Consider the following 12,722-nt stretch of genomic DNA (forward strand, 5'->3'; position numbering starts at 1 on the left):
CTGTAAAAACCAGTACTCGTGAATATTTAGTTGTGAGGAGAAAACAACATGGCCTTTGTTGTCACTGAAAACTGCATCCGCTGCAAATATACGGATTGTGTGTCCGTTTGCCCTGTGGATTGCTTTTACGAAGGCCCCAACTTTCTCGTCATCCATCCGGATGAATGTATTGATTGTGCCCTATGTGAACCCGAATGCCCTGCACAAGCGATCTTCTCTGAAGATGAAGTGCCAAAGGGTCAGGAGCACTTCATTGAGCTGAATGCCGAACTGGCCGAAGAGTGGCCAAATATCAGCGAACAAACGGATCCCCTCCCCGATGCAGAAGAATGGGATGGAAAACCGGACAAATTCCAGTATCTGGAAAAATAAGCCCGTTTCTAAACGCTATTTTTAAATGCCAGTTTGAATGACACTATCGATGCAGCCAGCTCATGTTGATTAACACGCTGGCTAACCATCGATATATACGCAAGAGCATCGCTCAACCTTCCTGCCTAATGCTCTTTTTATATCCCGGCAAACAATACAATCTACAGGCGATTATTCGAAGTACTCTTCCCTCACCTTATGCGGTATGTACACACTATTGGAAGCAGCCTTGCATGCCTTCTTCTGCACTTGAATGTATCAAATTCCTCATCATGATAGATGCATTCCATTGAAAATAGTGTTTTCAAGAGGTGCGTACTCAGCTCATTCCTTGTACGCTAGGCATGCATCATGAGCTATCTGCCATTACCGGTGTACTCATGGCATCAATGCTCATAATCGTAGCACTTACAACAGTAAAACCGTTCAATAATCAAAACAAACAACGGCTATGCTCCCGAATTGCCTGAAATATTCTCACTATTGTTTCCATCCGAAATGTCACAGACATTCCAACTATTCTGCGCTTGGCTAACAATATATTCACGGCAATATACCCATAACTATATCTGTAGATAATAAAAAGTTGCATAACAATGAAAACCAGTGACTCACGTCCACATGATCCACTTTCAACAAGTGGTACTTCTGCACAACTCAAACCCACAATAGGTAGCCTTCAATTATGGGGCATCGCCGTTGGTCTGGTTATTTCCGGTGAGTATTTCGGCTGGAGTTATGGCTGGGGCGTCGCAGGAACATTAGGCTTCCTGGTGACATCCCTTTTTATCGCCGTCATGTATACCTGCTTCATCTTCAGCTATACCGAGCTGACGACAGCGATCCCCCACGCAGGTGGGCCTTATGCCTATAGTCGCCGCGCCTTTGGTGAAATGGGAGGGTTGATTGCAGGGATGGCTACGCTCATTGAATTTGTCTTTGCGCCGCCCTCAATTGCCATGGCGATTGGCGCTTATCTGAATGTCCAATTTCCTGAACTGAACCCGAAATATGCTGCCATCGGAGCCTATATTATCTTTATGGGCCTGAATATTGTGGGGATTCAGATTGCGACGACCTTCGAACTGATTGTTACTATTCTGGCAGTCATCGAGTTATTTGTGTTTATGGGCGTCGTCTCGCCCGGCGTCAGCGTACATAACTTTGTCGTGCATGGCTGGGCTGGTCAAGACCACTTTTCGCTCTCTGCGTTCTCTGGCATATTCGCTGCCATTCCCTTTGCGATCTGGTTCTTCCTGGCTATTGAAGGCGCGGCCATGGCTGCCGAAGAGGTCAAGAACCCACGCCGCACCATCCCTCGCGCCTATATTTCCGGTATTCTGACACTACTGATATTAGGGATGGGCGTGATGTTTTTTGCCGGAGGCTCGGGCGATTGGCGAACCCTCTCCAATATCAATGATCCCCTTCCAGAAGCCATGCGTATGGTTATTGGTGCTCATTCAATATGGATGCACATGCTGGTCTGGATTGGCCTGTTCGGCCTTATAGCCAGTTTTCACGGCATCATTCTGGGATATTCCCGTCAGTTTTTTGCACTGGCTCGTGCGGGTTACCTCCCTGATAATCTCTCGAAACTTTCGCGCTTCAAGACACCTCACCGCGCCATCATTGCAGGAGGTATCGTGGGAATAGCAGCCATCCTCTGCGATGGAGTCACGATCGAAGGCATGAACCTGACAGCAGCCATGATAACGCTAGCAGTATTTGGCGCTATTGTTATGTACCTGACCAGTATGTTGAGCCTCTTCAAATTGAGGAAAACAGCACCTGATCTAGAGCGTAGCTACCGTGCGCCGGGGTATCCCGTTATTCCTGCGTTGGCGCTTCTGTGTTCAGTGATCTGCCTGATCGCTATGGTATGGTTCAACCTCGAAATAGCGTTGATCTTCATTGTATTTATGCTGATAGGCTATGCATATTTCAAACTGTCTGGGCGTCAGGGTAATACACGGGACTGATCATTGTTTTTGTCCAGCCCTTTAGCGGCAGGGAATCAATCAACACGGATTTGAGAGTAAATGACTGATGGCTCGTATATGGCTAAATATAAATATATGAACATCAATATTATAAATCCAAACAGAAACAAGTAGATAGAAATATATACGGAATATCTATTCCTATACATTAAAATATTTATTGACAAATATTTTTCACTATCCTAAAAATCAGTATGTGGAATAATTATCCCGATAGGTTATTCCACTGACTAACACGTTTTATTCTGAAAAAGGATATCCACATGCGCGTGTTGGAAGAAAAAGAAGTCGAGCAAGTGAGTGGTGGTGGTTGGGCAAAAGCTTTACAAGGCGCCACTATTGGTTGGCTAAGCACAGGCAGTCACTGGGGTGCTGCAGCCGGAGCAATCGCTGGAGCGCTTAGCAGGGACTTAGTAGTCTCATCAGCAACACATAGCTTATCTACTGAATACAATACGAGTCGCCTATGATTGATGATATGGTATTAGGTAAAATACTGATAGGTGCATTCATTGCTTATTTCTTTGTAACAGGAACAACACAGATAAAAAAAAGTTATAAAGAAAAAGGTAAATGCATATACAATATAATTACATTAGGTTGTATCGCAATTACTTGTATATCCATTATATAACCACCATTTAGGGGACTAAAAACGGGGAGCTCAAAGAGCTCCCCGTTTGCTTTACGCCTTAACTGCTTACGTCACGCCTTCATATCGCATTCCCTATATAAAGTAATGGAACGCTTTTTTGGCGGGTAAACAGTCACCGTACTTATTGCCCTTTCACTTCCTTACGACCATTGTAAGGGGCTTTTTCACCCAGCTGTTTTTCGATGATCAACAGGCGGTTGTACTTGGCGATACGGTCACTGCGCGAGAGTGAACCGGTCTTGATTTGCCCTGCACTTGTCCCGACAGCAAGATCGGCAATGGTAGTATCCTCGGTCTCACCACTACGGTGGGAAATAATAGAGGTATAGCCTGCATCATGTGCCATTTTGATGGCATCCAGCGTTTCAGACAACGAACCGATCTGGTTGAACTTGATCAGGATAGAGTTGCCAATGCCTTTCTCGATCCCTTCTTTCAGGATACGCGTATTGGTCACGAAGAGATCGTCGCCTACCAGCTGGATTTTGTTACCCAGTTTTTCGGTCAGTAGTTTCCAGCCATCCCAGTCAGATTCATCAAGCCCATCTTCTACAGAGATAATCGGATACTTGTTGACCAATTCGGCAATGTAATCCACGAACCCAGCCGAATCATAGGATTTGTTCTCGCCACTCAGGACATACTTGCCATCCTTGTAAAACTCGGAAGCTGCGCAATCAAGTGCGAGAGTGATATCTTCACCCAGTTTATAACCCGCATTGCTGACAGCCTGCTCAATAACGTTAAGCGCTTCGGCATTGGAATCAAGGTTGGGTGCAAAGCCACCTTCATCGCCAACAGAGGTCGCCAGACCTTTGCCAGACAATACCTTTTTCAGTGCATGGAAAATTTCAGCCCCTGCGCGGAGACCTTCAGCGAAGGTTTTGGCTCCCACCGGCTGTACCATGAATTCCTGAATATCGACATTGTTGTCTGCGTGTTCACCACCATTCAGGATATTCATCATCGGTAATGGCATGGAGTACTTGCCCGGCTGACCATACAGCTCAGAGATATACTCGTAGAGTTCGACCCCTTTTTCCTGTGCCGTTGCACGAGCCGCGGCCAGGGAAACCGCTAGAATCGCATTGGCGCCAAGGTTTTCCTTGTTGTCAGTACCATCCAGCTCCAGCAACTTTTTATCCAGTGCTCGTTGATCAGCGGCATCAAAGCCGATCAGTGCATCACGGATAGGACCGTTGATTCCGCCCACGGCTTTGGTTACACCTTTGCCAAGATAGCGTGATTTGTCACCATCACGCAGCTCCAGTGCTTCGCGTGAACCGGTAGAGGCACCACTCGGCGCATAAGCGCTGGCTTTTACGCCACCTTCAAGAACGATCTCTGCGTATACGGTTGGGTTACCGCGAGAGTCCAGTACTTCTAGCCCTTGAATATCAACAATCTTTGCCATTACAACGTATCCTTAATGTACTAACGCCTATCGGGCGGTGGAAAACACCCTAGTGTCGCGAACCAACGTGCTCGTGACAGTTTCGCTATCCCTCTTTCACGACTGAATACACTCTCTGAAACATGTCATTTGGATCAGCCGTGAAAGAAAATAACGTGTCAAAGCAACATACCAAAAAAAAGCCCCTCATGAGAGGGGCTTTTTCATTTACTTCACATTTAAAGGGGGAAATCCCTTAACCAATTGGTCTAATGCCTTCACTTGAGAGAGAAATGGCTCAAGTTTATCCAGCGGTAACGCACTGGGACCATCGCACTTCGCCTGATCCGGATCAGGGTGTGCCTCAAGAAACAAACCGCCGATACCTACCGCAACGCCGGCACGCGCCAATTCGGCCACTTGCTGACGCCGGCCCCCTGCACTGTCACTACGGCCACCGGGGCGTTGCAGTGAGTGCGTCACGTCGAACAATACAGGAAAGCCTGTTTCTTTCATCTCAGCCATGCCCAGCATATCGACGACCAGCGTGTTGTAGCCGAAACTGGTTCCACGCTCACAGAGCAAAATACGGCTATTACCTGCCTCCTCACATTTGCGAATAATGTGATTCATCTCATGCGGTGCAATGAACTGAGGCTTTTTGATATTGATCACGGCGCCAGTTTTCGCCATCGCTACAACCAGATCAGTCTGGCGTGCAAGGAAAGCAGGCAGCTGAATCACATCACACACTTCAGCGACGGGTGCTGCTTGCCAGGGCTCGTGTACATCCGTAATCAACGGGACATCATAGCGTTCTTTAATTTCAGCCAGAATCTCCAAGCCTTTTTCCAGCCCGGGGCCACGAAACGAAGTAATCGAGCTACGATTCGCCTTATCGAAACTCGCCTTGAATACATAGGGAATGCCCAGCTTTTCAGTGACTTCCTTGTAGGCTGCTGCGGTTTCCAGGGCCAATTCGCGTGACTCAAGAACGTTCATGCCCGCGAACAGGGTAATGGGTAATTCGTTGCTCACTTTTAATCCAGCCACATCAATCGTATGCTGAACTACGCCTGCTCGTGCTTGATGGGAAGTGCTCATTATTCTTGCGTCTCCCGCTGTGTTGCACGCGCCTGACGCTCTGCACGATGTTCAAGCGCCGCATTCACAAAGCCGGTAAACAGCGGATGGCCGTCACGCGGCGTGGAAGTGAACTCAGGGTGGAACTGGCAAGCAACATACCAGGGGTGATCCTTCAGCTCGACCATTTCCACCAATGAGTTGTCCACACTGCGCCCAGAGAAAATCAGGCCGGACTTTTCAAGATCAGGCACAAATTGGTCATTGATTTCATAGCGGTGACGATGACGCTCAACAATCTCTTCAGAGCCATAGATCTCGCTGGCTTTGGATCCGGGAGCAAGGCGGCAGGTCTGAGCGCCCAAACGCATGGTGCCGCCCAGATCGGAACTTTCATCACGGGTTTCGATATTGCCTTCAGGTGTGATCCATTCGGAAATCAACCCAACGACCGGATGTTTGGTGTCGAACGTCCACTCGGTAGACGCCGCATCTTCCCAACCAGCCACGTTGCGCGCATATTCAACCACAGCGACCTGCATACCCAAACAAATGCCCAAATATGGCACCTTGTTTTCACGTGCCCAGCGTGCTGTGGCAATTTTGCCCTCTACACCACGGGAACCGAATCCACCGGGCACCAGTATGGCATCCTTGCCTTCAAGACGCTCAACACCCACGCGCTCGATCTCTTCGGAATCAATATACTCAATATTGACCTTGACGCGCGTCTGGATACCCGCATGAATCAAGGCTTCGTTCAGAGACTTGTAGGCATCCAGCAAATCCATGTATTTGCCTACCATCGCAATATTGATGGTTTTCAACGGATTGAGCTTGGCATCGAGAACGTGAATCCACTCGCTAAGATCAGCCGGTGCAGCATCAATACGAAGCTTGTCACAAACGATTTCATCCAGCCCTTTTTCATGCAGCATGATGGGAATGCGGTAAATTGTATCGGCATCTACCAATGGAATAACCGCACGCTGTTCGACATTGGTAAACAGGGCAATTTTGCGGCATTCGGCTTCTTCTATATCCACTTCACTGCGGCAGAGCAGGATGTCAGGTTGGATACCGATTGAACGCAGCTCTTTCACACTATGCTGAGTCGGTTTTGTCTTGGTTTCACCAGCGGTCTTGATATAGGGCACCAGTGTCAGGTGCATGAAGATGGCCCGTGAGCTTCCCAATTCGGCACGCATCTGGCGAATGGACTCAAGGAAAGGCAGTGATTCAATGTCCCCTACGGTACCGCCGATTTCGACCAATGCGACATCATATCCTTCACCACCGGCAATCACACGGCGCTTGATTTCATCCGTAATGTGAGGAATCACCTGCACTGTGCCACCCAGATAATCGCCACGGCGCTCTTTACGCAGAACGTGTTCATAAACGCGACCAGTCGTAAAGTTGTTACGCTGGGTAACACGTGAACGAATGAAACGCTCATAGTGACCAAGATCGAGGTCTGTTTCAGCCCCATCTTCGGTCACAAATACCTCGCCATGCTGGAACGGGCTCATTGTGCCCGGATCCACATTGATATAGGGATCAAGCTTGAGGATGGTTACTTTCAGCCCCCGTGCCTCTAGGATAGCTGCGAGAGAAGCCGCCGCAATCCCCTTGCCCAAGGAAGAAACCACGCCACCGGTGACGAAGATGTATCGAGTCATGAAAAGCCCATAAAAGCCGAGCCCCCAATAGCACACAGGCTAGCGGGAGATGTTGGATAAAAGTGCTGTGAAAGCCAGGATGAATGGGGATCGACGTTGACCGATCCCAAAGGCGCTAAGGGTAATGCACCGGAAGAAAACACAGAGCAAACACCATGCCTTGGATGGGATATCAGAATAGCAGATTTTCTACGCTGACTCAATTTTCAATCCGCCCTATTGAAGGGCAAATTGTCACGCCAAAAGAGGGTATTAAACATCTGGTCATTTATTCAAGACGCTCATTCAGGCAAGAACGTAAAACCGGTAAATGAGCAACGTTTGGAGAGCAAATTCCCTTTCATCTACTCTGAAAGGTTCGAATTTCACCGGATTTCCGCTAGCATGAAGAAAAACAATCATGACCGGCAAGAGGTCCTTATTATGTCAACGCCTATTCTCATGACGTATGCTCTGCCCGACTCGTTGAAAAAAGGCCTTGGCGACGATTATCACTTTATTGGCCCCATGGCAGAAATGGCTCCTCAAGCGTTGCCTCCTGAGGCACGGAACGCTCGTGTCATGATGACCAAGGGCGGCCTGCCAATTGGTGATGAGCTACTGGCAGCCTTACCTGCGCTTGAGCTTATTCACTGCTATGGGACAGGCTATGATCGTATCGACCTCGATGCGGTACGTCGCCACGGGATCACGCTAACCAATGCCGGCGCTGCCAATGCTTCCGCCGTGGCCGAGTACGCGATGGCCATGCTAATGACAGGCTCAAGACACGTTCGAGAAAACGATACCTTTGTTAGGGATGGACTTTGGACAGGCAGTATCCACAACATCATACCTCTCTCCCCAGGATTGGTGGGGCGCAAGCTGGGTATCTATGGGCTAGGCGAAATTGGCAAACGCATTGCCACACGGGCGGCAGCCATGGAGATGTCAGTGGCATACCATGGCCGCACTCAGCATGAAGGCTCTCCCTACCCTTATTTCTCAACATTGAGTGCACTTGCAGAGTGGGCGGATGTACTCGTCGTTGCCGTGAGAGCGGGCGACAACAATCGACATGCTGTGAACGCTGACATCTTGGCGCGTCTGGGCACTCAAGGCTATGTGGTGAATATCTCGCGTGGATATGTCATTGATGAAAAGGCGTTGATAGCCGCATTAAAGGCAGGTGAACTACAGGGTGCGGCGCTGGATGTTTTCGAACATGAACCGCACGTTCCAAAAGCGCTCCTGAACGATGAACGGGTTATTTTGAGTCCGCACCTGGCGCCCCACACACAACAAGCGCAAACAGCCATGCAACAGGCGGCGATTGCCAATGTGCGCGCCTTTTACAGAGGAGAGCCCCTTCGTCATGTCATCATCTCAAGGTAATTTACAAAATACTTTATGAAACACTGCTGGATAGGATTGTGTCGAGCATTTCGAATCAGACGGTCTTCATTCCCCTCGAAACAAATCCACTTCGAAACAATTTCACTTCGAAAAAATGTCGTGTGTGCATGTGTCCAACAATCGGGAGCACACTGATGAAATGGCTCTTCCCTGTACCCATAAAAACGCTCTCAATAAGAACTTTCACATTGGGGCTTTCTGCCGCGATTAGTATGCCAGTGATGGCTAATCCTCATCCTCTACTATCACCCGCCTCATCTTCGCAGCCTGTGTCTTCACAATCAATGTCTTCACAATCAATGTCTTCACAAACAATGTCTTCACAAAAGCAGGCACACTCATTACAGCCCACACTTTATCCTTTTAATGCGGAATATCAGTTGAAAGCTGATGGTTGGCCCACGGCTATAGTTGATCAAACATTGAACACCCTTCCCGATGGAGAATGGAAGACACAAATGCATGGCTCCGTACATTTTGCAACGGGTCTGGAGTACAGCCAGTTCAGGCAGGCATCATCAGGATTGGTACCCGATCTTTTTTACAGTACGTACCATGTTTTTGGATTCGGCAAGACTTTTCGTTTTGACCCACAACAGGTAGGCCCACTTCCGGATCGTCAAACCGCGTTGTTGGACATTGCCTTGAATACGCAACACTCCAGTTGTACATCGACAACTGAGCCAGCCTGTACCATTACGTATATTGATCATAAGAAGAAGCCGCAAATTGTCCATTATCGTATCTTGGGAAAAGAGCGACTTCAGACTGCCATGGGCGCGTGGCCAAGCGTACATATCGAAGTCACTATGCCACAACACAAGGCACGTCGTTTCGAATTCTATTCGGATCCACGTTACCCGGGATTAATGGTCAAGGTGGATTATTACCGAAATGACAAACTGGATAGCGTAATGACCCTAACCTCGTTCAAGCCTGCACCCACCAAACGAGCGGCTCAGCAATCTATAAAATCAAGCAGCCAACGGATGGCAATAAAATGACACAGACGTGATCTTGACTATCCTTGTATCAACTGAGCACGGGGCTTCTATCCAGCTGGAACAGGGAACCTGTTTGCAAGAATTGAAGAAACACGTCAGCGCCTCTCTGCATAGGTGCATAACTGGCGCTCTATCCTCTTTCCTAGTATAACCCTCGTTCACGGCAGCAGAATAATTTACACACAACGAATGAAAACGCTCTCATCATGATTCTGGAACTGGTATTACTACTACTTCCGCTGTTGATCGGCTATGGCCTTCCCCCCTTGTCACGACGGATAGAAACTCTCCTGACCCACATCCTTGGAATGGAAATTTACCTCATCCTTGTCTTGATGGGGGCAAGTCTGACTTCATTACCTCACTGGATGGAACAGTTGCAGCAGCTATGGTGGCAGACGGTGGTGCTGGCAGGATTGATACTTTTCTTCAATCTGCTGGGGTTATGGGTAGTCGTGAAGATAGTAAAACGCTCTTCGATATCCGGAGCTTCATCTACCATGTCCTTTGCAAGTGCTTCAGCCAATTCGGATGAAACATGGGATAATGCTGAACCAGAAGCAAGCGCGGGGGTGATATGCTCTTTACGTAGTGCGCTACTTCCTGTTCTGTTGGTCGTGATGGGTATTGCATTGGGTGAAGCCTGCAGCCCCCTATCCCATGCAGCCTCTTCCATGGTGACCCTGCTGATCTACCTTCTTCTTTTGCTGATCGGCCACCAATTGAGGGATGCCAATGTTTCACTTAAACGTCTATTGATGAACCGTGTCGGCGTTTCCATGGCAGTTGCTGTGATCATCAGCTCGGCCTTGGCAGGTATCTGTAGCATGCCATTCCTGCATATGTCTCTAGCGGCCAGTGTCGCGCTCTCCTCAGGGTTCGGCTGGTATTCGCTCTCTTCCGTCATGCTGAATAATCTGCTGGGGCCTTATTATGGTGGTTTGGCACTGTGTAATGATCTGGCCCGAGAAATCATTGCCATCATGCTGATGCCTTTCCTTTTCAAGCGTGGGATACCCATGGCCATCGGCTACTGCGGAGCTACCGCGATGGATGTCACCCTACCGCTGATACGCCGCCAGGGAGGTATTGCCGTACTCCCTCTGGCATTGTGCAGTGGTTTTTTATTATCGCTGGCCAGTCCACTAATGATGGTGATACTGCCCATGCTTGCCCGGTAGTCTGGACATGGCCTGGTTAAACCACGGGTAGAATGCATATATGTCTCTCTATAATTCATATGGACAACTCGGATGAGAAAATTAGCCTGTTCCGGTCAAGTTTGAACACCTATATGAATTTAAACACCTATATGAATTTGAAAACCTAGAAGAAGTGACCACTTTTCAATCAAATAATCAGATAGATTGGCAACGAAAAACAGCACACACTCCGGATGCATGTCGTCACAGCAATTGCACATTGATTCCCTCACTCTGAACAGTGGTTCAGGTAGACTGGAACGAATATCATGACAGACACATGAGGTGTCTAAAGGACAATAGTGCGGGCCATGCTTAACCGATTAAGTATCAGACTTTTCATTACGATTTTGCTGGTTAACATTCTGATCAGCAGTGTGATCTACTTTTCCGTAGCACACAGTATTGATCGTGGCTTCCTTGACTATATCAAGCGAGGGCAACGCCACCAGATCGTGACGATTGTCAATATCCTCAGCAAACGGTGGGAACAGCAGCAGAGCTGGGACTGGCTCGATACGCAGGATGCCTGGTCACATGTATTGCGTGATTCCATTGGCGGAAGTCACGGAACCTTTTTCGACCCCTCTCGTGCTCCGGATTCAGATACCCAATTCATTCCTCCACTGGCTGACCCACGCCAATTTGTGCTCTTCGATGCACAGGGTGTCAGAATACAGGGGCGTCACCATCCGCCACCGGATATGCGGCGCGTGCCCATCATCGTGGATGGTGAAACAGTTGGGCAATTGGGGTATTCGACGCCACACCATCTCTCCAGCACGCTGGATCGTTTCTTCCTGACAAACCAGCTGCGTAACCTCGCCATTATCCTGTTCGCGCTCTTCCCGGCCTCTCTGATTCTCGCTGGCTGGATTGCCTTATGGCTGGGTCGACGTGCACGGATGATGGCATTGGCGACACAGTCACTCACATCGGGTGACTATCGCGTACGCCTTCCTACTCACGGGCAGGACGAGCTGTCACGTTTCTCCAGCGATATCAATACACTGGCGCGAACTCTTGAACAAAACCGTGCGGCTCGCCAGCGCTGGGGAGCCGACATCGCACATGAATTGCGCACGCCATTGGCTATTCTGAAAGGGGAACTCGAAGCCATGCAGGACGGCGTGCGCCCCATGAATGCCGATAACCTGCGTTCTCTGTTGCAGGAAGTCGAGCTCCTTAGCCGGTTGGTCAACGATCTTCGCCTGCTGGCACAAACCGATAGCCACCGATTGGATGCACCTTTCGAGCGGCTTGATATAGGTTATCTGCTCAACACACAGCTCGAAGATCGCCGCGCCGCGACACTGAATGAGGGGTTTGAGCTCAATGTGGATATCGAGCAGGGCGTCTTTATTCAGGGCGCCCGCTATCGCCTGCGTCAGCTATGGCGTAACCTGCTGGATAACTCGATTGCCTATACCGATGCCCCTGGCAGCATTCGTGTCACATTGAAACAGAAAAATGGCTATGCCGAGGTACATTGGGAAGATTCATCGCCCGGTGTGCCAGATGCAGCATTGGAGCGCCTGACGGAACGATTGTTCCGCCTGGATCCTTCGCGAAATCGCAAAAGTGGTGGTAATGGGCTGGGGCTCTCCATTGCGCAGGCGTTGGTACAAATGCACGATGGTACGATGGAACCTCGCCACTCGGATTTGGGTGGACTATGCTGGGTAATCAAATTTCCGCTTTGCAGTACGCAATCAGGCAAGCGCTAAAGTAATCCGTCACTCGGGATCATGTCGAAAGAGAGACCGCCTGATCGCAGACGTTCAGCATATCGGATACCGGCCATGAAAATGAAAGAACACATGACCTCTCGGAGTGCGAGACAGGCACTCGACAATGTCGCATGTTGGCAGTGTGGTTTTCTTTCAGCAAGGTATTCAACATTTGGACCCATACTACAGTCAACATAGCGTTG

At 49.1% G+C, this 12,722-nt stretch carries 9 protein-coding genes; 6 read left to right on the forward strand and 3 right to left on the reverse strand.

Annotation, left to right across the window (positions count from 1 at the left end; all coding sequences use genetic code 11):
* Nucleotides 1-48: 48 nt before the first annotated feature.
* Nucleotides 49-372, forward strand: coding sequence for a ferredoxin FdxA (fdxA, locus tag LMG33818_RS04230; protein WP_442322092.1), 324 nt, complete (start codon nucleotides 49-51; stop codon nucleotides 370-372).
* Nucleotides 373-968: 596 nt separating this feature from the next.
* Nucleotides 969-2,354 carry an ethanolamine permease gene (gene eat / locus LMG33818_RS04235; protein ID WP_442322093.1) on the forward strand — a complete coding sequence of 462 codons (1,386 nt, stop codon included), beginning with the start codon at nucleotides 969-971 and terminating at the stop codon, nucleotides 2,352-2,354.
* 797 nt (nucleotides 2,355-3,151) lie between these two features.
* On the opposite strand, the gene eno is transcribed toward eat, so the two are convergent.
* From eno to pyrG, 3 genes are all read right to left on the reverse strand, one after another.
* A complete protein-coding gene (gene eno / locus LMG33818_RS04240) occupies nucleotides 3,152-4,444 on the reverse strand; it encodes a phosphopyruvate hydratase (protein ID WP_442322094.1) in 1,293 nt (430 codons plus the stop codon).
* A gap of 207 nt (nucleotides 4,445-4,651) precedes the next feature.
* Nucleotides 4,652-5,527, reverse strand: coding sequence for a 3-deoxy-8-phosphooctulonate synthase (gene kdsA / locus LMG33818_RS04245; RefSeq protein ID WP_442322095.1), 876 nt, complete (start codon nucleotides 5,525-5,527; stop codon nucleotides 4,652-4,654).
* A complete protein-coding gene (gene pyrG, locus LMG33818_RS04250) occupies nucleotides 5,527-7,188 on the reverse strand; it encodes a CTP synthase (RefSeq protein WP_442322096.1) in 1,662 nt (553 codons plus the stop codon). The genes kdsA and pyrG overlap by 1 nt, the downstream gene beginning before the upstream one ends.
* A 423-nt stretch (nucleotides 7,189-7,611) precedes the next feature.
* On the opposite strand from pyrG, the gene LMG33818_RS04255 reads away from it, so the two are divergent.
* The 4 genes from LMG33818_RS04255 to LMG33818_RS04270 all read left to right on the forward strand — a co-directional run bounded on the left by LMG33818_RS04255 (nucleotide 7,612) and on the right by LMG33818_RS04270 (nucleotide 12,516).
* Nucleotides 7,612-8,562: an NAD(P)-dependent oxidoreductase gene (locus LMG33818_RS04255; RefSeq protein WP_442322097.1), complete on the forward strand. Its 951-nt coding sequence runs from the start codon at nucleotides 7,612-7,614 to the stop codon at nucleotides 8,560-8,562.
* A gap of 155 nt (nucleotides 8,563-8,717) precedes the next feature.
* A complete protein-coding gene (locus tag LMG33818_RS04260) occupies nucleotides 8,718-9,587 on the forward strand; it encodes a hypothetical protein (protein WP_442322098.1) in 870 nt (289 codons plus the stop codon).
* A 206-nt stretch (nucleotides 9,588-9,793) separates the two neighbouring features.
* Nucleotides 9,794-10,768, forward strand: a complete 975-nt coding sequence (locus LMG33818_RS04265; protein WP_442322099.1) for a LysO family transporter — start codon at nucleotides 9,794-9,796, stop codon at nucleotides 10,766-10,768.
* Nucleotides 10,769-11,100: 332 nt separating this feature from the next.
* A complete protein-coding gene (locus tag LMG33818_RS04270; protein ID WP_442322100.1) occupies nucleotides 11,101-12,516 on the forward strand; it encodes an ATP-binding protein in 1,416 nt (471 codons plus the stop codon).
* Nucleotides 12,517-12,722: the final 206 nt, after the last annotated feature.

Source organism: Cernens ardua, from assembly GCF_051251085.1.
In the GTDB taxonomy this organism is placed as follows: Bacteria; Pseudomonadota; Gammaproteobacteria; order Pseudomonadales; family Halomonadaceae; genus Cernens; species Cernens ardua.